The 22,519-nt window shown below is 53.5% G+C and carries 19 protein-coding genes; 13 read left to right on the top strand and 6 right to left on the bottom strand.

The features are described from left to right. Positions 1-86 precede the first annotated feature (86 nt). The 4 genes from K7H08_RS07240 (at position 87) to K7H08_RS07225 (ending at position 5,691) form a co-directional block, all read left to right on the top strand. Complete coding sequence (locus K7H08_RS07240; RefSeq protein ID WP_231657682.1) at positions 87-1,235, top strand: exonuclease SbcCD subunit D; 1,149 nt, start codon at positions 87-89, stop codon at positions 1,233-1,235. After that, a complete protein-coding gene (locus K7H08_RS07235) occupies positions 1,232-4,297 on the top strand; it encodes an AAA family ATPase (RefSeq protein ID WP_231657574.1) in 3,066 nt (1,021 codons plus the stop codon). The genes K7H08_RS07240 and K7H08_RS07235 overlap by 4 nt, the downstream gene beginning before the upstream one ends. A 120-nt stretch (positions 4,298-4,417) precedes the next feature. Further along, positions 4,418-5,203, top strand: a complete 786-nt coding sequence (locus K7H08_RS07230; RefSeq protein WP_231657573.1) for a tellurite resistance TerB family protein — start codon at positions 4,418-4,420, stop codon at positions 5,201-5,203. After that, positions 5,203-5,691, top strand: a complete 489-nt coding sequence (locus tag K7H08_RS07225; protein ID WP_231657572.1) for a phosphatidylglycerophosphatase A family protein — start codon at positions 5,203-5,205, stop codon at positions 5,689-5,691. Before K7H08_RS07230 ends, K7H08_RS07225 begins: the two co-directional genes overlap by 1 nt. An 89-nt stretch (positions 5,692-5,780) precedes the next feature. Here the strand turns inward: K7H08_RS07225 and K7H08_RS07220 are convergent, their stop codons facing one another. The 3 genes from K7H08_RS07220 to K7H08_RS07210 form a co-directional block, all read right to left on the bottom strand. Continuing rightward, positions 5,781-7,163 carry an NAD-dependent succinate-semialdehyde dehydrogenase gene (locus tag K7H08_RS07220; protein ID WP_231657571.1) on the bottom strand — a complete coding sequence of 461 codons (1,383 nt, stop codon included), beginning with the start codon at positions 7,161-7,163 and terminating at the stop codon, positions 5,781-5,783. 199 nt (positions 7,164-7,362) lie between these two features. Further along, positions 7,363-7,998, bottom strand: coding sequence for a peptide-methionine (S)-S-oxide reductase MsrA (gene msrA / locus K7H08_RS07215; protein ID WP_231657570.1), 636 nt, complete (start codon positions 7,996-7,998; stop codon positions 7,363-7,365). Positions 7,999-8,087: 89 nt separating this feature from the next. Further along, positions 8,088-8,990, bottom strand: coding sequence for a LysR family transcriptional regulator (locus K7H08_RS07210; protein ID WP_231657569.1), 903 nt, complete (start codon positions 8,988-8,990; stop codon positions 8,088-8,090). Positions 8,991-9,127: 137 nt separating this feature from the next. Here K7H08_RS07210 and K7H08_RS07205 point away from each other — a divergent pair, with 137 nt between their 5' ends. The 6 genes from K7H08_RS07205 to K7H08_RS07180 all read left to right on the top strand — a co-directional run bounded on the left by K7H08_RS07205 (position 9,128) and on the right by K7H08_RS07180 (position 16,559). Beyond that, positions 9,128-10,639 carry a CoA-acylating methylmalonate-semialdehyde dehydrogenase gene (locus tag K7H08_RS07205; protein ID WP_231657568.1) on the top strand — a complete coding sequence of 504 codons (1,512 nt, stop codon included), beginning with the start codon at positions 9,128-9,130 and terminating at the stop codon, positions 10,637-10,639. A gap of 26 nt (positions 10,640-10,665) precedes the next feature. Continuing rightward, complete coding sequence (locus K7H08_RS07200; protein ID WP_231657567.1) at positions 10,666-12,333, top strand: GMC family oxidoreductase; 1,668 nt, start codon at positions 10,666-10,668, stop codon at positions 12,331-12,333. Positions 12,334-12,523: 190 nt separating this feature from the next. Next, positions 12,524-12,727, top strand: coding sequence for a cold-shock protein (locus K7H08_RS07195; RefSeq protein ID WP_009101184.1), 204 nt, complete (start codon positions 12,524-12,526; stop codon positions 12,725-12,727). 324 nt (positions 12,728-13,051) lie between these two features. Next, a complete protein-coding gene (locus tag K7H08_RS07190) occupies positions 13,052-14,821 on the top strand; it encodes an SLC13 family permease (protein ID WP_231657566.1) in 1,770 nt (589 codons plus the stop codon). 73 nt (positions 14,822-14,894) lie between these two features. Further along, a complete protein-coding gene (locus tag K7H08_RS07185) occupies positions 14,895-15,560 on the top strand; it encodes an alpha/beta hydrolase (protein ID WP_231657565.1) in 666 nt (221 codons plus the stop codon). Continuing rightward, positions 15,561-16,559 carry a YihY/virulence factor BrkB family protein gene (locus K7H08_RS07180; protein WP_231657564.1) on the top strand — a complete coding sequence of 333 codons (999 nt, stop codon included), beginning with the start codon at positions 15,561-15,563 and terminating at the stop codon, positions 16,557-16,559. 95 nt (positions 16,560-16,654) lie between these two features. Here K7H08_RS07180 and K7H08_RS07175 read toward each other — a convergent pair whose 3' ends face one another. Both K7H08_RS07175 and K7H08_RS07170 read right to left on the bottom strand, forming a co-directional pair. Then, positions 16,655-18,064 carry a PhoH family protein gene (locus K7H08_RS07175; RefSeq protein ID WP_038477386.1) on the bottom strand — a complete coding sequence of 470 codons (1,410 nt, stop codon included), beginning with the start codon at positions 18,062-18,064 and terminating at the stop codon, positions 16,655-16,657. Positions 18,065-18,260: 196 nt separating this feature from the next. Next, complete coding sequence (locus K7H08_RS07170; RefSeq protein WP_038477383.1) at positions 18,261-19,130, bottom strand: LysR family transcriptional regulator; 870 nt, start codon at positions 19,128-19,130, stop codon at positions 18,261-18,263. Positions 19,131-19,237: 107 nt separating this feature from the next. On the opposite strand from K7H08_RS07170, the gene K7H08_RS07165 reads away from it, so the two are divergent. Continuing rightward, the gene (locus tag K7H08_RS07165; protein ID WP_038477380.1) at positions 19,238-20,101 is read left to right on the top strand and encodes a cation diffusion facilitator family transporter; all 864 of its coding nucleotides are present in this window, start codon (positions 19,238-19,240) and stop codon (positions 20,099-20,101) included. A 66-nt stretch (positions 20,102-20,167) separates the two neighbouring features. Here the strand turns inward: K7H08_RS07165 and K7H08_RS07160 are convergent, their stop codons facing one another. Then, entirely contained in the window at positions 20,168-20,356 is a 189-nt protein-coding gene (locus K7H08_RS07160) for a DUF3008 family protein (protein WP_038477378.1), read from the bottom strand. 107 nt (positions 20,357-20,463) lie between these two features. Here K7H08_RS07160 and ybaK point away from each other — a divergent pair, with 107 nt between their 5' ends. Continuing rightward, positions 20,464-20,940, top strand: a complete 477-nt coding sequence (ybaK, locus tag K7H08_RS07155) for a Cys-tRNA(Pro) deacylase (RefSeq protein WP_038477375.1) — start codon at positions 20,464-20,466, stop codon at positions 20,938-20,940. A 166-nt stretch (positions 20,941-21,106) separates the two neighbouring features. After that, positions 21,107-22,504: an ATP-dependent RNA helicase DbpA gene (gene dbpA / locus K7H08_RS07150; RefSeq protein WP_038477372.1), complete on the top strand. Its 1,398-nt coding sequence runs from the start codon at positions 21,107-21,109 to the stop codon at positions 22,502-22,504. Positions 22,505-22,519: the final 15 nt, after the last annotated feature.

Genomic DNA, 22,519 nt, shown 5'->3' with positions numbered 1-22,519 from the left:
TTGGTAAAAAGCTTTTTGTGCTGCGTGACGGACAGTTTGGAATGCAGATTGCTATGATGGGGCATATTTTTTGCGTTGAGCCTGCCATGCGACTACTTCATACCGCCGATTGGCACTTAGGGCGGCTGTTTCACAACCTCTCCCTGCTGGAAGACCAGCGCCATGTATTGAACCAGCTACTGGATATTATCGACCGCGATACGGTGGATGCTGTGCTGGTTGCAGGCGATATCTACGACCGTTCGGTGCCGCCATCCGCTGCCGTCACGCTGTTAGATGAGGTGCTTGGTGAGCTGTGTGAAAAGCGTGGCCTACCGGTGATTATGATTTCCGGCAACCACGACGGCGCTGAGCGACTTGGCTTCGGGGCGCGCCACCTGCGCCAAGCAGGGCTGCATATTCTGTCTGATCTATCTGCCTGCGATCATCCCGTGACACTGTCGATTAATGGGGAAGAAGTGGATGTGTTCGGTATTCCCTACGCTGACCCGGAGTATGTACGCAGCCAGTTTTCGGTGGATGTCCGCGATTTCGACAGCGCCCACCGTTTCTTAGTCGAACGTATCAACACCCAGCGCCGAGCGGGTCGACCTACTGTGCTTATGAGCCACTGCTTTGTGGATGGCGGCAGTGCCAGCGATTCAGAGCGCCCGTTAACCTTGGGGGGCGCGGAAAGTGTTGCTTGGGAGCCGATGCAGTCGTTTGACTACGTCGCCTTAGGCCATCTTCATGGGCCGCAATATCGCGGCGGTAACCATATTCGCTACAGTGGCTCGCTGCTTAAATACAGCTTCTCAGAGGCTAACCAGCGCAAAGGCGTCACGCTGGTGGATATTGGTCCCGAGGGCGTGAGCCAGATCGAGCACCGCCCGCTGACGCCGCGCCGAGAGGTACGTGTGCTGGAAGGCGAACTGGCCGAACTGCTAGCACAAGGCAGAACCGATACCCAAGCCGATGACTATTTGTTAGTGCGTATGACCGACCGCCACGCGATTCTTGACCCCATGGGCAAGCTACGCGAGGTCTACCCCAACGTGCTGCATTTAGAAAAGCCCGGCATGTTGGAAGCCCAAGGGCGTCAGCAGTTAGATCGCGAGCGGCTGCAGTTTAGCGCGTTGGATATGTTTAGTGATTTCTTTACCCAAACCAGCGGGGACACCATGAGTGATGAGCAGGCCAGCGCCATGCGCGAGCTCATCACCGCCCTAAGCCGTGAGCAGGAGAGCCAGTCATGACGCCGTTAATGCTCACCATGCAGGCGTTTGGCCCCTTTGCAGGCAGCGAAACGATCGACTTTACTGCGCTGGGCAAAAGCCCATTGTTTCTGATTAACGGCCCCACGGGCGCAGGGAAAAGCTCGATATTAGATGCCATCTGTTTTGCGCTTTACGGCCAAACCACCGGTAATGACCGCGATGCCGGCCAAATGCGCTGCGACCAAGCTGCTGCTAGCTTGTTGACCGAGGTGAGCTTGGATTTTCGCCTGCGCGATAGTGCTTACCGAGTGCGCCGGGTGCCCCAGCAGGAGCGCCCCAAGGCCACTGGTGAAGGCACAACCACACAAAGTGCTGAAGCCCAGCTGTGGCGGCTGACCCCGGAAGGTGATGAGGATGAATGTTTGGTGGCGCGTAAGGTCACTGATGCCAACAGCCAACTGCACGCTTTAATAGGTCTGGATGCTAACCAATTTCGCCAAGTCATGGTGCTCCCCCAAGGGAAGTTTCGTGAACTGTTGTTAGCGGAATCGAAAGACCGCGAGAAGATTTTTTCGCAGCTATTTCAAACCCAGATTTTTCAGCGCATTGAAGAGCGCCTGCGTACCCAGGCGAATCAAATTGAGCGAGCGGTGAATGATCACTGCCAGCATATCAGCGGCATTTTGGCCGGGGGCGAGCTGGAAAGCGAAGCGGCATTAGCGCAAGAAGTAGAGGCGCTAACCCCGCAAGTAGGGCAAGCGCGTCAGCGTTTTGAAACCGCTCAGCAGCAGCGCCGTAGTGCTGAACAGCGACGAGATGAAGCCCAAGCGTTACAGCGCCAATTTGAAGCGCGGGACAGCCTCGCCGCAGAGAAAGCACGCCACCTTGAGCAGCAAGCGCAAATAACGGCCTTTCAGAGCCGCTTGACCCAAAGCGACCATGCTCAAGCGCTGCGACCTTACAGTGCTGCGTTAGTCCAAGCGCAGCAGGCACTCACTACCGCCCAAGAAGAGCAGCGACAGGCTGATGCCGTGCTGACTACCCAGCGTACCAATACTGAACAAGCCAAGCGTACCTTTGAAGCGGCCCGCCAGCGCCAGACCGAACTACCTGCACTCCGCGAGCGCCATCGTCAGTTGGGCGAGTTTATCCATAAAAGCCAGCAGTTAAGTGAGCTTGAAGCGCGCTGGCAAGCGGCACAAACCGCTTGGCAGCAAGCCGATGGCATACTTAAGCGTGATGAAGCTCAATTAGACGGTATTCGTCAGCAAGGTGAAGCGCTAAGCGTTACTCTTGAGCAGCTGCAAACGGAAAGTCAGCAGTTGGCCAGCGCCCCTGCAGAGCTGAGCCGCCATGAGAGCCTGCTAGCTCAGCGACAGGAGTTGGAGGAGCTGATGCGGCAGGGGCGTGAACTTGCCGCTCAACAACAGCAGGTAACGACGGCGCTTAAAGGTCGGCGAAGGGAAGCAGAGCAGGCTAAGCGCCACGCAACTGAGCAAGAGATGCGCTGGCATCAAGGGCAAGCCGCACTGTTAGCGCTCACCCTGGAAGAGGACGCGCCTTGCCCGGTGTGTGGCAGCCTTGAACACCCATCTCCAGCGGTTCAGCATGCTGATATCGTTACCCAAGCGCAGGTAGAAGAAGCCCGCTCGGCTGAGGAACAGGCTCGCCACGCCTTACAAACCGCCGAGCGTCAGGAGCAACAGTTAGCACAACAGCTTAGCTATAACGCTGAGCAGGCGCAGCGCCTTAGTCATCAGCTAGGCGATTGGACCAGCCAACCACCGTTTGAGCTGCAACAGGCCTGCGAACAATTGCGCCGCCAAGTCGCGCGTCGGCAGCATGTTGAGGGTGAGATTAATCGGCAAAACGCTGCCCGTGACGAGCGTCGCCGTGACTGGGGCATGCTGGACAAACAGCTCAAAGCCCAGCGGCCTGCGGTTGAAAAGGCCAAAGAGGAGGCGTTACGGCTAGAGAGCCAGCGCGATCAATTAAGCCAGTCACTGCCAGAAGATGCCCGCAACCCGTTGGCCATGCGCCAAACGCTCACTGAACTTGATAACCAAATTGCTGAGCTTGAACAGGCCTGGGAGCGTGCACAGCAGGTGCTTTCGACGAGCGAAACTCAGCAGGCGCGGACAGAGGAGCAACTGCGCGGTGCAAACCAGCAGCTGGCGCGTAGCCAGCAAGCGCTTGAACAGGCTCAGGCTGAGTGGCAAACGGCGCTACAAGCCAGTTCATTTGAAAGTGAAGCTGCTTATCAGGCGGCTCAGCTAGAGGATAACCAACGGCAAGACCTGGCTCGCCAAGTAGAGGCCTATCAACGCCGGTTGGCTGAGCTTGACGGCGCGCTACACAATTACCACGCCCAGCTGGCCGAAAAAACGCCGCCAGATCTCGTCGCACTCACCAAATTCACTGAAGCTGCCCAAGCGGAGGAGCATACCCAGCTCGAAGCGTGGCGAACACTAGATGGGCGGTTAAATACGTTGCAGGGTATTCGCCAGAAACTTGCCGCCGCCCGTGCGGCCCAGGCCGAGCTTGAAGCCCAGTATCGGGTGTGGGGGACATTAAGCGAAGTGGCTAACGGGCGCACCGGTAATCGCATTAGCTTGCAGCGGTTTGTGCTAGGAGTGCTGTTGGACGACGTACTGATCCAGGCATCTGAACGGCTGGTGCGTATGAGCCGCGGGCGCTACCAGTTGGTGCGACGCGAAGACCCATCCAAGGGCAACAAAGCCTCGGGATTGGAATTGGACGTGGCCGATACCTACACCGGCAAAAGTCGCTCGGTAGCGACGCTTTCCGGCGGCGAGTCGTTTATGGCGGCGTTGGCGTTGGCACTAGGGCTTTCTGACGTGGTGCAGGCCTACGCAGGCGGGATTCAGTTGGATACGCTATTTATTGATGAGGGCTTTGGTAGCCTTGATCAGGATGCATTAGACCAAGCAATTGCTATGCTCAGTGAGTTACAAATGGGCGGGCGAATGATCGGGATTATCTCTCATGTCAGCGAACTCAAAGAGCAAATGCCTGTCCGTGTTGAAGTGCGTGCCAGCCGACTTGGTAGCTCGGTGGAAGTGAAGGGCGCGCTTCTTTAATGCCTGGGGTGGCGTTAATTCATGCTGCGTTCATACAGCATGTTTTATAACGGAAGTGAATCGTCTAGCGAGCCCTAGAGATACTATCCACTTAGATACTATCCACGTAGGAGTGCAAGGATGAACGCAAGCAAGATTTTACAACAGTTGATGAAGCAGGCCGGCGGTAGCAGAAGTAGTGGAAACAGTAGTGGAAACAGTGGTGGAAACAGTGGAAGCGGTATCGATGTTAAAGGCGTTATTGATGGGCTATCGCGCCAGCTAGGCGGTGGCAGCAGTAGCGCAGGCCAGGGCTCGCGGCAAGGGGGCGGCTCTAGCGGTTTTGATATTAAGAGCCTGTTAGGTGGTGGCGCAATGGGCATGCTTATTGGCTCTAAGCGTGGTCGTAGCATTGGCGGTAAAGCGCTCAAGTACGGCGCAATTGCTGGTGTGGGCATGCTGGCCTGGAAAGCATGGCAAAGCTCTCAGGAAGGGAAAAATGCGGCTAACTCGTCTAATGCTGCTCAAAATGCATCCGAGGGCGAACGGGTAGAAGTGCTTAGCGGTGAGTATCAAGAGCGGCGCAGCCTTGAGCTGTTGCAAGCAATGATTATGGCCGCCAGGGCCGATGGGCACATTGATGAGCAAGAGCAGGCACTCATCACAGAGCAGATCGATGCGCTAGGTGCCGATCAGGAGATGCATCGCTGGGTCGAGCAGCAGCTCAATGCCCCGCTGGATGCTCAGACACTAGCCCGTGAAGCTGACTCTCCCCAGGCTGCCCGCGAGATGTATCTGATCAGCGTCGCTGTCACTGATGATCAAAATCCCATGGAGCGCGCCTGGTTGGATCAATTGGCAAGTGCGCTGAATCTCTCGCCCGACATGGCTGCCGAGCTTGAACGCCAGGCGCAGCAGGCAGGTTAATGCTGGATACACTTAATTTTTGGCTAGCCATCGGCTTTGGGCTGGGGCTAGCGCCAGTCGCGCCGGGTACGGTTGGTTCGCTGCTGGGCATTCCCTTAGCGTGGTGGTTGTTGAGCCGACCACTGGTGCAGCAGGGCGTTATCATCGCTGTTCTGCTGGCACTTGCAGTGCCGATTTGCCACGTCGCTGCGTGGCACTACGCAGGATTAGATCATGGCAGCATTGTTGCTGATGAGTACTTGGCGTTCCCGCTAGCGGTTATTGGGCTGCAAGCAGCTCGCCATCCACTGGTGATGGCGCTGGCATTCGTTATTTATCGCTTCTTTGATTCGCTGAAGCCGCCGCCAATTCATTTGGCAGAGTATGTGCAGGGTGGCTTTGGAATTGTGTTAGACGATGTTATTGCGGCGTTAGTGACGTGGGTAGTGATGGCCCTAATAGTGAAGTTTTGGCAGCGCCGAACCGCTGAGCAACGTTTAAACCCATAACAATATCAGCAACAAAAAAAGCGCCGCTAGCCTGTTGAAAGCTAGCGGCGCGCTCTTTTTATGACCTATGACTCTGAGCGTTTACCACCTCACTCTTTAACAACAATTACCGACTTTACGTTAACGAACTCAAGCATGCCAAAACCGCCATGCTCACGCCCATAACCAGAGTCTTTAACGCCACCAAACGGCATTTCCGGGGTAGCGACGCCAAAGCCATTGATAAACACCATGCCAGTGTCGAAGTACTTGCTGGCAAGCTCAGTAGCACGCTTCACATCTTTAGAGATGATGCCACCGCCGAGGCCATAACGGCTGTCATTAGCAATGCGCATGGCGTCTTCGTCGTCTTTAGCGCGAATCAGCGCCGCGACGGGTCCGAATAGCTCGTCATCGTAGGCGGGCTGGCCGGGTGTCACGTTATCCAGCACGGTCACTGGGTAAAACGCGCCTTTACCAGATGGCTTTTCTCCGCCGCAGAGGATTTTTGCGCCTTTACGCACACTCTGTTCCACCTGCTCGTGGAGAGCATCGCGTAGGTCAACCCGCGCCATAGGGCCTAAGTCGGTATCATCTGCCCTGGGGTCGCCTACTTTCAGCGCCTTCATCTTTTCCACAAAACGCTCTTTGAACGCTTCATAGTTGGCATCGGTCACCACGAAGCGTTTTGCAGCCACGCAGGTCTGTCCGGTATTAAACACTCGGCCAGTGACGCAGGTTTTGACGGCAACGTCGAGATCGGCATCATCCAGCACCAAATAGGCATCGTTTGAGCCCAATTCCAATACGGTTTTTTTCAGGTGTTCGGCTGCTTTTGCCGCCACTTTACGACCTGCACCATCGCTACCCGTAAGGGTGACGCCACGAACCGCCTTGTGTGCAATCACCTCATCAGATACATCGTGAGAGATAATGATCGTGCGGAAAACGTTTTCCGGTAGGCCTGCCTCGCGATAAATCTTTTCGAGCAGTAGGCCGCTGCCAGTGACATTTTCAGCGTGCTTCAGGAGTACGCTGTTACCCGCCATAATGTTGGCGATGGAGTAACGTACTACTTGATAAGCGGGGAAGTTCCACGGTTGTATGCCGTAGATAACACCCATGGGAGAGTAAGTGACAATGCCACGCTCGCCATTGCTGGGGTTGCGCTCTTCGTCAGCTAATGTGGTGGGGCCATGCTTAGCGGTGTAATCGCATATACCTGCGCAAAGCTCGACTTCCTGGCGGGCTTGGTTGGGTAGCTTGCCCATTTCCTTCACCATCAGTTCGGCAAGCTCTTCTTTATTGGCGTTAAGCGCTTCGCCAATGGCTTTCACTACCTTAGCGCGCTGTTCAAGTGGTTTAAGCCGCCAGTCGAGAAACGCTTCATGGCTAGCCTCGACAATCTGCTTGGCATGGCTGGCATCCATTAGCGCATAAGTCTCAAGCGTTTCGCCGGTGGTTGGGTTGACGGTTGTAATGCTGTTGCTCATAAGATCTCCTATCTTTTGATCAACGGGGCGTTAAAGAATAGACCAGCTATTAGCCGACTGGTCTATTAATACTGACTCTCCACTCTAGTAGAAAAACGCTGCTTTGCCCAAATTGATTGTTAGCGTCTTAACTAAAGCGCTACCTCTAAGGCAGTCACCGATAAAATACGTTCCGTTAAGCTCGCACGTTTATGGTGGGCTACTGAAATGTTGGGCCGCCTGCTTCTTCACCCCATACTTCTTCCAAGCGATCATCACGACCACAGCTCAAGCGATAAAATCGGTAGCGCAGTGGATTTTTTTCATAGTAATCCTGGTGATACTCTTCAGCTTCCCAGAACTCGCTGGCAGGGGCTATCTCAGTCGCTATAGCCTGGTCAAAGCGTGCTTCCATTTCAGCTTTCGACGCTTCTGCTAGTTCTCGTTGTTCATCATTATGGTAAAAAATGGCTGAGCGGTACTGGTCACCGCTGTCGCAAAACTGGCGGTCTACGGCGAAGGGATCAATATTGCGCCAGAAAATCTCTAGCAGCTTTTCGTAGCTGATTTGGCTGTCATCGTAGGTAATTTGCACCACTTCGACATGGCCAGTTCCACCGCGAGAAATCTGCTCGTAGGTAGGGTTTTCAAGCTCGCCGCCCATATAACCAGAGATGGTGGCGCTGACGCCGGGCTGCTTATCGTAGGGCGGTTCCATGCACCAAAAACAGCCGCCAGCAAAGGTGGCTTCCGTATTGGATTGGGCATGGAGTGGCGTGCTGGCGAGACCTGCGGCCGCTATGACAAACAGCGTTAAGGGCTGAGATAAGAGGCGAAAACGGTGGTATCGAATCATTGTAAGCACTCCAGTAGACGTGGTGAGTTATCGCGCGATGTCTAGTCGCTTAGTGGCAACGTTGGCTAATACCTTACATAACCTATTCGCTACCCCAGCCGGTAAGGCCATACTGTGTCTAACGTATCCAATGCCGCTCTGATAGTCGGCTCCGCGGCACGTTCTTTGCGCCATATCATGCTAAGTGCGCAGGGCAGACGAACATTTTCGGCTACAGCCAAACCGCTTTCCTGGCGTTCGGCCATTGCCAGCGCGTCCCTAGCTAAGCTTAGACCCACTCCCGCACGTACTAAATCCAGCATACAAGCTTCTTGGTCTACTTGGGCAACCCTATTAGGTGTGGCGCCACTTGGGGTTAGGACGCGCTCTAGCAGCCGGTGGTGTGCCGAGACCGAGGGCGTGACTATCCAGGGAAGTCTGGCTAGAGCTTCCCAGCGAGTATCTAACAGTTTGGTTTCCCAGCCTGCTGGGGCAATTACGTGATAGTGGAAGTGGGTCAGCTCACGGCAAGCAAGGATTTCGCTTCCTGATCCTTCGCCGGGAGGGGCGAGAAAAAAGCCCACATCCAGTTCGCCTTGCTCTACTTTCGTTAATACGTTGCCACTCATCCCGTGGTGCAACTCGGTTTCCAATTGAGGGGCGCGAGCCATCAATCGGCTGAGAAATTTGCCCAGCCGAATAAATTCCGGGTCAACAATCGTGCCGATTTTTAGTTTTCCTCGCAGGGTGCTGTGCAAAGCGCTAGCGCGTTGCTCAAAGGCCAGGGCGCTGGCCAGGGCATTTTCTGCGGCGGGCAATAATGCATAGCCATCGGCGGTTAGCGTTAACCCCTGAGGGCGACGGGTGAATAGGGTTAACCCTAAGTGCTGCTGAAGTTGCTTCAACTTTAGACTGACGGCGGGTTGAGTCAGGTATAGCTGGTCAGCTGCCCGTGAAACGCTTCCGGTACGTGCGACGGCTACAAATGCCCGTAGCGCTGAGTTTTCTTGCATAAGCGAGCACCTGTTGTCGTTATGTTATTTGAAAAGCTTATATCTGGGTTAAGAATTACTCAATTGATTGCCTCGCAGAGCTGGTTAATCTGTCGATACTTAATTCGTTATTTTAATCTGCTTATAAAGGTAGCCAAATGACAACAACCACTATTCATCATTTCATTAACGGGCAGATCAGTCAGGGTAGCTCGGGTCTTTCTCAAGATGTCTTTAATCCTGCGACGGGTAACGTTACCGGAAACGTGGTTCTTGCCTCTGCATATGATGTAGATAGTGCTGTGCAAGCCGCTAAAGCGGCATTTCCTACTTGGGCCGATACCCCGCCCATTCGCCGGGCACGGGTAATGTTCAAGTTTTTGGAGCTGCTCAACGCCCATAAAGATGCATTGGCGGAAGCAATTACTAAAGAGCATGGCAAAGTGTTTACTGATGCCCAGGGCGAAGTTGCCCGAGGGATTGATGTCGTTGAATTCGCTTGCGGTATCCCTCAGTTGTTAAAGGGCGACTATACCGAGCAGGTAAGCACCGGTATTGATAACTGGACCATGCGTCAGCCATTGGGCGTGGTGGCTGGCATTACGCCGTTCAACTTCCCTGTCATGGTACCGATGTGGATGTTCCCCGTGGCGATTGCTGCCGGTAACACCTTTGTTCTTAAGCCTAGTCCGCTTGACCCCAGCGCCTCGCTGATGATTGCCGATCTGCTCAAGCAGGCTGGTCTGCCGGATGGTGTGTTCAATGTGGTTCAGGGCGATAAAGACAGCGTTGAAGCGTTGATCGACCATCCGGATGTTAAGGCGTTGTCGTTTGTTGGCTCTACGCCGATTGCTAACCTGATTTACGAGCGCGGCGCTAAGCACGGTAAGCGGGTGCAAGCACTGGGTGGCGCTAAAAACCATATGGTAGTGATGCCGGATGCCAACTTGGATAAAGCCGTGGATGCCTTGATTGGCGCTGCCTACGGCTCGGCGGGCGAACGTTGTATGGCAATCAGCGTGGCGGTGCTGGTGGGCGATGTGGCGGATGGCGTGGTGGCTCAACTGGCGGAACGTGCCAAGGCGCTGAAGGTTAAAGACGGCATGCAGCTGGATGCGGAAATGGGCCCGATTGTCACCCGTCAGGCTCACGAGCGGATTACCGGTTACATTAATAAAGGTGTAGAAGAAGGCGCACACTTGGTGGTGGATGGCCGAGAATTCGATGCCGCGCAAACCGGTGACGGCTGTGCCGAAGGCTTCTGGATGGGCGGTACTCTGTTTGATCATGTCACCCCCGAGATGACCATTTACAAAGAAGAGATATTCGGACCAGTGCTGGCCTGTATTCGGGTGCCGGATATTGCCACTGCCATTCAACTGATCAATGACCATGAATTTGGTAACGGAGTGAGCTGCTTCACTGAGAGCGGTAGCGTTGCGCGGGAATTTGGTCGCCGTATTCAGGTGGGCATGGTCGGCATCAATGTGCCCATTCCGGTACCCATGGCGTGGCATGGTTTCGGCGGTTGGAAGCGTTCGCTGTTTGGCGATTCGCATGCTTATGGCGAAGAGGGCGTGCGCTTCTATACCAAGCAGAAATCCATTATGCAGCGCTGGTCAGACTCTATTGATTCAGGCGCTGAGTTTGTGATGCCTACGGCGAAGTAACGCCATTACGTTACGGGAGCCCGTTCATGTCACATGTTACTAATAATAACTTCGATTATATTGTGATCGGCGCAGGCACCGCAGGGTGCCTGATGGCAAATAGACTCAGCGCCAATCCAAATAATAAGGTGCTGCTAATTGAAGCGGGCGGGCCAGATAACTACCACTGGATTCATATTCCGGTGGGCTATCTTTACTGCATCAACAACCCGCGCACTGACTGGCTGTTTCGTACCGAACCAGACAAAGGGCTCAATGGCCGCTCACTGATTTATCCCCGGGGTAAAACGCTAGGTGGCTGTTCCAGCATTAATGGCATGCTTTATCTGCGTGGTCAGGCACGGGATTACGATCACTGGGCCGAGTTGACCGGCGATGACGCCTGGCGGTGGGAGAACTGCTTGCCAGATTTTATGAAACACGAAGACCATCACCGTTTGGATGAAGGCGGTGATGGCGATGCCGATCATCGCCGTTACCATGGCCATGGTGGCGAATGGCGGATCGAAAAACAGCGCTTAAGCTGGCAAGTATTAGATGATTTCGCCGAGGCGGCGGTGCAAGCGGGTATTCCGCGCACTGACGATTTCAATCGTGGTGATAACGAAGGCGTTAACTATTTTGAAGTCAACCAGCGCAATGGCTGGCGCTGGAATACTTCTAAAGCGTTTTTGCGGCCGATCAAGCAACGCACCAACCTAACGATATGGCACTCTACCCACGTCAATCGTCTGTTATTTGAACCGCAAGATGGCCAACCGCGCTGCGTAGGCGCAGAGCTTCTACGCGAGGGCAAAACGCTTAGTGTGGCGGCTAATAAAGAAGTTGTACTGAGTGCCGGCGCTATCGGTTCGCCACAGATTCTACAGCTTTCCGGTATTGGCGCGCCCGAGCTATTGCAACAACACGGTATTGATGTGGTGGCAGCGCTACCTGGCGTAGGCGAAAACTTGCAGGACCACTTGCAGATTCGCTCCGTCTATAAAGTGAAAGGGGCAAAAACGCTTAATACCATGGCCAGTACTCTACTGGGTAAAGCCAAGATTGGTTTGGAGTACGTGCTGAAACGTAGGGGGCCGATGAGTATGGCGCCTTCTCAGTTATGTATCTTTACGCGCAGTTCTGACGAGTATCAGCACGCCAACATCGAGTACCACGTACAGCCATTAAGCCTTGACGCGTTTGGCCAGCCACTGCATGGGTTTCCTGCGATTACCGCCAGTGTCTGCAATCTTAACCCCACAAGCCGTGGCTCGGTAAGGATCAAAAACCGTGATCCACAAACGGCGCCCGCCATTGAGCCTAACTACCTGAGCACGGAAGAAGACCGCAATGTGGCGGCAGACTCATTACGGGTTACGCGGCGGATTGCCGAGCAGCAGGCATTCGCTAAGTATCAGCCAGAAGAGTTTAAACCTGGGTTGCAGTATCAAAGCGACGAAGAACTAGCCAAATTGGCGGGCGATATCGGTACCACGATCTTTCACCCAGTCGGGACGGCGAAAATGGGCCGCGATGACGACCCGGGGACCGTGGTGGATTCCAAGCTGCGTGTTAAGGGAGTGAGCGGTCTGCGAGTAGTGGACGCCAGTATTATGCCGACCATTACCAGCGGTAATACCAACTCACCTACCTTAATGATCGCCGAAAAAGCAGCAGGGTGGATGATGGCCGCGGACCAGTCATTACCCTGACATTTTTTTTAACTATAGTATTGACGTGCGGCTAAGTTAAGCGCATGCTGGATGCAGTTGGTTAGCAAGTCGAACGTTGTCAGCAGTATCGAAACGCCCAAGCGTTTAGTCTGGTGAAAGTTTCTTGTTCTACCCACTGCAACTCGGGTATTACCCGGCTCTACATCAAGCTACATCGAGGATTTCGATCATGGCAACTGGTACCGTTAAGTGGTTTAACGACACTAAAGGCTTCGGCTTCATTTCTCCGGACGACAATGGCGACGACCTGTTCGCGCATTTCTCTGAAATTCAAGCTGACGGCTTCAAAACTCTGCAAGACGGTCAGAAGGTTTCCTTCGACGTTACTCAGGGTAAAAAAGGCCTTCAGGCTTCTAACATCAAAGTTCTTTAATTAGAAACGATGATGTTCGCTGTTAGCGCGTAACGCTAATATGCTAAAAAACCCCGCGAAAGCGGGGTTTTTTCGTTTTTATCTAATCGGTATCCTGTTCACGCCTCACGCCTCACGCCTCACGCCTCACGCCTCACGCCTCACGCCTCACGCCTCACGCCTCACGCCTCACGCCTCACGCCTCACGCCTCACGCCTCACGCCTCACGCCTCACGCCTCACGCCTATATTCTTTTTTGTTCTTACTGTGTTTCTAAAAATAACTTTTTAGAATATCTTCGAGGCGGCACAATGCTCCTAAGATTTTAGGTTAGGGATGCAGGATATGTCGCTGGATGCTTGGATAGCCGTGGGGGTAGTGCTGACTATCTTCCCGTTAATGACACTGTCTCGACTGGGGCCAGACATTATTCTGCTTGGTGCCGTCGTGGTGTTAATGACCTTGGGGGTCATTGACCCGCAGCAGGCGCTGGGCGGTTTTTCTAACAGTGGCTTGTTTACCGTGGCCTTCATGTATGTGTTGGTTGCCAGTATTCGTGAAACGGGTGGTATTGACCTGATTATTCGCTATGTACTGGGTCGTCCTAGCAGTGAGCGGGGTGCACTTGTTCGGCTTTTGCTACCCGTGGCATCGCTGAGTGGTTTTCTTAATAACACGCCCGTAGTGGCTACCTACATCCCTGCTGTCATGAGTTGGAGTCGGCGACTAAGGCTTTCTCCTCAACGGCTTTTAATGCCGCTCAGCTTTGCTTCCATTCTAGGCGGTACCATTACACTGTTTGGTACCAGTACTAACTTAGTTGTGCATGGTTTGTTAGTAGAGCGCTATCCCGCGCTTGAGATGGGGCTATTTGATTTAGCGTGGGTAGGTGTCCCTGTTGCGCTGGCGGGCCTTGCTTACCTTATCTTCTTGGGACCACGTTTATTGCCTTCACGAGAGGGGATGTCAAAAGCGTTTGCTAACCCTCGTGAGTTCACCATCGAAATGGAAGTTGATCCTGCGGGTGTGCTGGTCGACCGTACGGTGGAAGAGGCTGGTTTACGCCACCTTCAAGAGCTTTTTTTAGTTGAAATTGAGCGTGCAGGTAATGTGGTGAGTGTAGTGGGGCCAGGCGAGCAGCTAAAGGCAGGTGACCGACTCGTTTTTGTGGGCACCTCGGACGCCGCTGTAGAGCTACAGCAGATTCGTGGACTCATTCCTTCTCGTGATGCGGCGTCGAGTTTGGAAAAAGAGTTTAAAGAGCGGCGCTTGGTTGAAGCGGTGGTATCGAACCAGTGTCAGTTTATTGGACAGCGGATTCGTGACGGCCGTTTTAGAACGCTGTATGGTGCTGCTGTATTAGCAATCTGTCGTGGTGGTGAGCGGGTAACCGGCAACTTAGGCCAAGTCCGTTTGCAACCTGCTGATGTGCTGCTGTTAGAAGCACGCCCTCCGTTCATTGAGCGCCACCGCCAATCGAAAGACTTTCTTTTAATTAGTGAGTTGAACGGTTCAGCGCGGCCTGTTCATGAAAAAGCCCCGCTGGCATGGGCGATTTTGTTGGGGGCGGTGCTGTTGGCGGCATTAGGTGTCTTAAGTATGCTCAATGCTGCCATGTTGGGCGCGGCGCTAGCGTTATTAACCGGTTGTTGTTCCGTGGGGGCTGCTAAGCGTGGCCTGGATACGCAAGTGTTGCTGACCATTGCAGCATCTTTCGGGGTAGGGGCTGCGCTGCAAACATCCGGCGCGGCGGATTTCCTGGCGGGCAGTGTTCTATCGTTGGTGGCGGGTAACCCGCTGTTGCTATTAATTGCCACTTATTGCGTCGTGGCAATGTTAACCGAGTTGGTGACCAATAATGCTGCTGCGGTGATCATTTTTCCGGTGGTCATGGCAGCAGCAGAAAGCCTGGGGGTTAACCCGATGCCCTATGTGGTGGCGGTAATGTTTGCTGCCTCGGCGAGTTTTTTGACACCGATTGGTTATCAAACGAACCTTATGGTGCATGGCCCTGGCGGCTATCGGGTCAGTGATTTCTTGCGTGTTGGTGGTGGCTTAAACCTATTGACGGGGGCCATTGCCTTAACCCTTATTCCAATGGTTTGGCCGCTTTAAGCAGGCAAATGACTCGCCCAACGCGTCACTTTACGCTAGGGTGGCGCTTTTAACGTCAGCAAGGAAAGAGCCCATGACAGCCCCAGGCGAACTGATTATTGAACCGCAAAATGGTCAACCCGCCGATGCGTGCGTGTTTATTATTCACGGGTTGGGTGCCGATGGGCACGATTTCGAGCCGCTAGTGCCAGCCCTTACGCTACCGGACTCAGCGCATGTGCGTTTTATTATGCCTCACGCGCCGCGCTTGCCGGTCACTATTAATGGCGGCATGGTGATGCCCGCGTGGTACGACATCCTCGCAATGGATTTGGGGCGTCGGGTGGATGAAGCGCAACTAAAAACGTCTGCTGAACGCATTCAGGCACTGATTGAAGAGCAGATTGATCAAGGAATCGACAGCCTCCGCATTATCGTAGCGGGGTTTTCTCAGGGAGGCGCAGTCGCTTATCAGGCGGCGCTTTCATTCCCTCAGCCTCTTGGCGGACTGTTGGCCATGTCGACCTATTTTGCGACGGCCGATAGCATCAATTTAGCTGAATCCAATCGTGATATTCCCATCGAAGTACATCATGGGAATTTCGACCCCATCGTTCCTGAAACTTTGGGCCGCAGTGGTGTCGAACGCCTAAAAGAAATGGGCTACACGGTTAATTATCGCCAGTATCCGATGGCGCATGCGCTATGCCCGCAGCAGGTAAATGATATTGGTAAGTGGCTGAGCGAGCGGTTGGGCTAAGTGGGTAAGCAGTACCGAGGTCGTGGAGCTGGCGTACCTGGTGATATCCCTCGTGAGGGGTGGCTCGATATTATTTGGCGTGTAGTGCGTGCTGCACGTCGGGACCGGATTACTATCTTTGCAGCGGGCATCGCTTTTTATGCCCTGCTGGCGCTATTTCCGACCATTGCCGCCGTTATTTCTCTTTGGGGTTTGCTGTTTGATCCTGTTGAGGCAGGCCGTCAGCTTTACGAAATTAGCCGTTTTATGCCACCGGATGCGGCAAATTTGATTGACCAGCAGGCTCAAGAGGTGGTCGAGACGACGGAGTCTGGCAATGTGACGACAGCACTTGTGGGGCTGTTAGTGGCCATGTACATCGCATCGAAAAGTGTTTCCATATTAGTGGTTGGCTTAAACGTAGTGTATGGCGAACACGAAAAGCGGCTGTTATTACTGCGTGGTGTCGTGCTGGTATCGTTGACCTCTGGTTTGATCATAATGACGCTAGTGTCACTGGGGTTTATCGCCATTGTGCCGATAGTGGTTGATGCGCTGACGATTGAGCCACCGGTGGATAGTGTTTTGAAATGGCTGCGTTGGCCCGCGCTGTTGTTACTGATGAGCGTGCTTATTGCTTTGCTGTATCGTTACGCGCCTTATCGACGTTCTGCCCAGTGGCGCTGGTTAAGCTATGGCACGCTGTTTGCCACCACTATGTGGTTACTAGGCTCAGGTGGCTTGTCGCTTTACGTACGTTACTTTTCTACCTTTAGTGAGCTGTATGGCTCTCTTGGTGCTGTTGTGGCGCTAATGCTGTGGTTTTGGCTGTCAGCGTTTGTGGTGCTGTTTGGTGCTGAACTCAACTGCGAAATGGAGCGCCAGACCTGCAACGACACAACGGTGGGGGCTGCTCGCTCACTTGGCGAACGTCAGGCATTTGCTGCCGACACGGTAGGTGTTGAAAACCCCTGGAATAGCGAAAATGTTGATACGCGACACCAGTTGCAGGATAAATGACCCCGACAGCGATATGCACCAATCAACATCGCCCAGCAAAGCTGGGCGGTGTTGTTTAGTGGAAGTGTGAATCGGTAGGGTTTTTGCGGAAAACGTTACAAAAGCTCTTCGGCAGCCAGTGCCAAGCGTGAACGTTCAACGCTTTTCAGGGTGATATGCCCAGCATGGGGCCAATCCCTAAATCGTTCTACAACAGCAGCCATGCCACAGGTGTTGGCGGTGAGGTAGGGCGTGTCGATCTGGCCAACGTTGCCTAAACAGACAATTTTGGTATTTCGGCCCGCTCGGGTTACCAATGATTTAAGCTGTTTGGGGGTAAAATTTTGCGCCTCGTCAATAATCAAGAACGTATCGTTTAAGGTGCGCCCACGCATGAAGCTCGGTGCGCGAATCTGAACCCTGGAGCCAATTAACTGCCGAGTAGCACCATTATCCCAGCTAGATTCCCCTTCTTCGTTACGCAACAGGTTGTCCATATTGTCGTGGAAGGCACCCATCCACGGCGACATTTTCTCCTCTTCGGTGCCCGGTAAGAAACCGATATCTTCGCCCATGGGAATCGGCGCACGGGTAAACACAATGCGCTCAAATAGTTTGGCATCCAGTGTTTGCTGGAACGCTGCGGCGAGTGTCATAAAGGTTTTGCCGGTGCCTGCATTACCAGCAATGGTGACCAGATCAATGTCCGGGTCCATTAGTAGGTTGAGGGTGAAGTTTTGGCGACTGTCGTGGGCATGAACGCCCCATACGCCCGCATGGTGACGGTAGTTGGTAAGTAGCTGTAGTCGGGCAGATGACGGTGAAAGCTCACGGACAATGGCTTCAAACTCGGCGCCATTTTCGCTATCGGATACCAGCATGCCGACATGCCAATGGCGAGGCATGTTGCCACTTAGCTGATAAAAGGTGTGGTGGTCGATACGCTCAACGGTGACGTCGACATTGAGCGCTTCCCACAGCGAAGCACCATCCTGTCCCGCGGTGGCGTAAACCTGCGCACCTTCAATCATCGCATCGCTGTCAGAGAAAGCGCGGTCATTCAGGTAATCTTCCACCGGTACTTTTAGCGCGGCGGCTTTTACCCGTAGGTTGATATCTTTGGTGATCAGGATAACGGAAGCATCCGGACGCTCATCGCGTAGCCGGCAGGTCTCCGCCAAAATGCGGTTATCGGGGCTGTCATCAAGGGAGTCGAAGGGTTTAAGGTCGTTGTAGCACAAAAAATGTAGGCGGCCCGATTCACCACTGATGCGGGGAATGGGAATGCCTTTCTGGATTTCGTCGAAGGTGACTTGGCTGGTTAAGTCGGAAAGCGTGCGGCTAATTTGCCGCGCCGTACGGGCGATCTCTCTGATGCCGTTTTTATGCTTATCTAGCTCCTCGAGTACAGTCATGGGGATAACGACGTCGTGCTCATCAAAGTGGTAGAGCGCGGCGGGGTCGTGGATAAGGACATTCGTGTCTAGGACATACAGCCTAGTCGCTTTCTTATCGAGTCGTACCATCGTGGAAACTACTCCTTAGTTGACGGCAACATCGACACTGGCAGATGCACTTTACGCTTAGATGACACTCACCTGCGCCGGTTCTCTAGCGTGTCCTTTTGATCTCCTTATGTAGCACTTTTTTACAAGTTCCTTAACAGAGTGGAAGGCATGAGCAATTTTTTCCAATGCTCTATTTCAACGTTATTACAAAGCATCAACGGGTAGTGCCTAAAAAGCGTGACACTTTCGTTAGCAGTGCGGTGGCGACCACTCCCAGGCTTTCTCCTTCTACGTAGCGATAATAGTGGCTGTCCAGGGCGAGATCATGATTTAGCGCGCAAAGCTGATGGCTTTCTATGGCTTCTTTCACCAATGGGTAGGGTAGCAGTGCCCAGCCAGTGCCATTGATGGCGGCATCGCGAATGACCTCAAACATGGTTAGCCCTAGATAATTTGTCGAAAAAAGTGCCTCACTGACTAGTTTATCGCCCTGCTCATAGGTTAAGCACACCTGAGTATATTGGGCGAGATCGTCGCGGGTAACACTGGGTAAGCGGCTTAGCGGGTGCGACGTTGCCGCTACTAGGCACATGCTCACCGGTGCAAGGTTACTGGCATTTACGTCGGCACCCTCAGCGGTATACAACCCAAAGGCGATATCAACGGTTTGGCGAAGGACGAACTGTGGGTGCTCTTGGGGAGGTAATAAATATACCGAGATGGCCGTAAGCGGATAGCGCTGCTTTAAATCGTGCATGACTTGTCGCCAAAATGCTTCGGGCAACGCATCATCCCTGGCAATGCACAGCTGGCTTTCTACGCCTTGCAGGTGCTGTTGGCAGTGTTTTTTGATTCGGCTGGCACTTGTCAGCAGTCGGTAGCAGTCCGGCAGCACGCTTTCACCTACCGCAGTGAGCTGTAGGCTATTGCCTGAACGCTCGAACAGCACGACCCCAAGACTATCTTCTAAGGCATTCACTGTGGCACTTAGCGTGCTGCGTTTTATCCCTGTGTGTCGCGCGGCCGCCGCAAAGGAGCCATGTTCAGTAACGTCAATAAACGCCTGCACTTGTTCTGCGCGCATAGGTTACTCCGTGGAGAGCCAAAAAAGTTGGCGCTGAGCGATTGGTGAAACGTTAGTGTACTCACTATTATGCGTTGGGTTTAACACACTTTACTGGAGTATTTCGCGTGACCCCCTTTGTCGCCGAGCGCCGTGCGCTCAGATTTTCTGCTGTCTCTGCCAGCCTGTTCGCCTTTACCGGCCTTGCACTCGGGCTTGCCAGTGGATCAATTACTATTTTATTCGATAGTGGCTATTCGCTATTAAGTTTAGTGCTGGCGTCGCTGTCGTTGTTTGCGTTAAAACAGGCGCGCAAACCGGCAGATAATCATTACCCCTTTGGGCGGCTGACCGTAGAGCCGTTGGCTGTGCTGCTTAAAGGCGTAGTGATCGCGTTAGTGTGCCTGTTCTCAATGGTGTCTGCTGTGTGGAGTCTTGCGCAAGGCGGGCGGCTGGTAACGTTAGATCTTGCGTTGATGTTTGGCGTGGTGAATGTGGCAGGCTGTTTACTGACCTGGTGGTGGTTGAGCCGTTATGCCCGAATTGCGCGCTCTTCACTGCTAGCTGCCGAGCTGCGTCAGTGGCAAATGGACACATGGCTTAGTGCCGCCGTGATGCTGGGCTTTGCGCTCACGTGGGGATTAACGCTGACCCCTTGGGCTCATCTGGCGCGTTTTGCCGATCCTGTGATGGTGCTGATTATCGCCGGCTACTTCTTGCCGATGCCTATTCGCATGATGCGTGGTGCACTGCGAGAATTGATGTTTGGCGAGCCGTTGGGTAGCGTTCGCCAGGACGTAGTGCAAGAGGTGGCAGACTTCGATATTGCTAATGACGACGTACGTTTAGCTCAGGTTGGCAGCTTCTTAATGGTTGATATTCAACTGGATATGCAACAAATCAATGATGCGGAGGAGATTGTTGAAAGTGTAGAACAGCATTGCAAACAGCGTAATCTGCGTGCTGTGACCAGCATTACATTGGTAACTTAATTTATTAGCAGCAGAATAGGCAGCAGTGACAGCGCTGCCGCAACCTGAGACGTTGCCGATAGGCGTTTAGTCGTTTGCTCTCTTTTGAGGCTTACCTTTGCGCTGGGTGCTTGCCATCTCTTCAAGTTCCTCTTCGCTCATTGAGTCATACATGTCTTTAGAGGAATCATAAAGTTCACTAGGCTTTGTTTCACCACGCTTGGCAGAAAGCGCCGCCCCCGCAGCTTTCTGCTGTGCTTTGGAAGTTGCTTTCATAGGTCGACTCCTGTCAGTTGACTTCCTTAAACCAATCACGATATTAAGCTTAGCAGAGAGAAGTGTCCTTTCCAGACGAGCTGGCGATGTTAACTTAAGAGAATTCCATGACACCGGCGATTAATAGCGCGAAACACGCGGGAATTGCATTTCAGATCCATGAGTATCAACACGATGCTGCTGCGCAATCTTACGGGCTGGAGGCAGCTGAAAAACTGGGTGTTGCCGCTCAGCAAGTGTTTAAAACCTTGGTAGTTACCCTGGATGGTAAGCAGTTGGCAGTTGGTATTGTACCGGTCACCAGCCAGCTGGGGTTAAAGCAAATTGCTAAAGCGGCAGGGGCGAAAAAAGCGTCAATGGCGGCGCCAGGTGACGTGGAACGGACCACGGGGTATGTGCTTGGTGGTGTTAGCCCGCTGGGCCAGAAAAAGCGTCTGCCTACGTTTATCGACGACTCGGCGCAGACATTTTCGACACTGTATGTAAGCGCGGGGCGACGTGGGCTGGAGATTGAGCTTGCTCCGAACGACTTAGCAGCGTTATGCCAGGGGCGTTTTGCGGCGCTAGCAACGACGCTTTCCTAATATCTGATTTACTATCTATGGGGCTAGCAACCACTCATCTATGAGCCTAGCAACCACCCATGTTGTACCGTTCGCCTATCCTTGCCAAGGCATAGGTTGGCGCTTTCTGGTATGGTGCTTCACATTATAGGTTTGCTGGGCAATATAGCCCCTTCAGGATAATTTTGTGTCTGACACTTCTTTTGCATCGCTTGCGCTCTCTCCTGCGCTTTTAAGCAACTTAGATTCCCTTGGCTATCACGCAATGACGCCTGTGCAGGCGCAAAGCCTGCCACCGATGTTGGCGGGTCGTGATGTGTTGGCTCAGGCCAAAACGGGGTCGGGAAAAACCGCTGCCTTTGGCTTGGCACTGCTGGCTGAGTTGCGCGTAGAAGCATTTGCTGTACAGGGCCTTGTGCTGTGCCCCACCCGAGAGCTCGCCGACCAGGTGGCCGAAGAGCTACGCCGTTTGGCGCGTGGGTTGCCCAACGTTAAAGTGCTTACCCTATGCGGCGGAGCGCCGTTTGGGCCGCAGCTAGGCTCCTTGGAACATGGTGCGCATATTGTCGTGGGTACGCCGGGACGTATCGACGAGCATTTGCGCAAAGGCTCGTTGACACTGGGGTCGCTTACCACCTTGGTACTTGATGAAGCCGATCGTATGCTCGATATGGGCTTTCAAGACACCATTGATGCGATCATTGATGAGACCCCAGCTGATCGCCAAACGCTGCTGTTTAGTGCGACATTCCCAGACGATCAGGCTTCAGGTGGCCTGACTGCTATGACCCGAGGCATTATGCGTGAGCCAGTGATGGTCAAAGTGGCCGAGGTTCATGATGCCACTACTATTGATCAACACTTCTATGACGTTGCCAATGAAGAGGCGCGTTTCGCGGCCCTTCAACAGCTGCTACTGGTTTATCGGCCAGCGACCAGCGTGGTGTTCTGCAACACTAAACGCGAAACTCAGGCGGTGGCTGAGCAACTGGTGGATGCTGGTTTTAGCGCCGTGGCGCTCAACGGCGACTTAGAGCAGAAAGATCGTGATCGTCGCCTAATTCTGTTTGCTAACCAAAGTGCGTCTATTCTAGTAGCAACGGATGTTGCTGCGCGCGGTTTAGATATTGCTCAATTAGATGCGGTGTTTAATTATCAGATTGCCCGTGAGCTTGATGTTCACGTGCATCGAGTAGGGCGAACCGGGCGCGCAGGGGCTAGCGGCATTGCCTGTACGCTGGTAACACCTAAAGAGCACTATCGGCTGGAGCGGTTGGAAGGTTTGCTAGAACAACCGATTACCACTGAACCCTTGCCCAAACCCAAGCATTCAGTGCCATTTGAACCGCCTATGGCAACACTACAGTTAGCGGGTGGTAAGAAAGACAAGCTGCGCCCGGGGGATATCCTGGGGGCCCTAACCAGCGAAGGTGGCCTGCGTGGTGATCAGGTAGGCAAAATTAAAGTGCTGGCCCGCAGTGCCTATGTGGCAGTGGAGCATGGGGCTGTTCAAAAAGCCCAGGCCAAACTTGAACGTGACAAACTTAAAGGGCGCGCTTTCCGCGTCCGCCGTATTCGCTATTGATCGATTAATGATTGT

Origin of the sequence: Halomonas sp. IOP_6 (assembly GCF_021151565.1) — a bacterium.
Taxonomy (GTDB): Bacteria; Pseudomonadota; Gammaproteobacteria; order Pseudomonadales; family Halomonadaceae; genus Vreelandella; species Vreelandella alkaliphila.
This window is presented reverse-complemented; position numbering and strand designations above follow the sequence as displayed.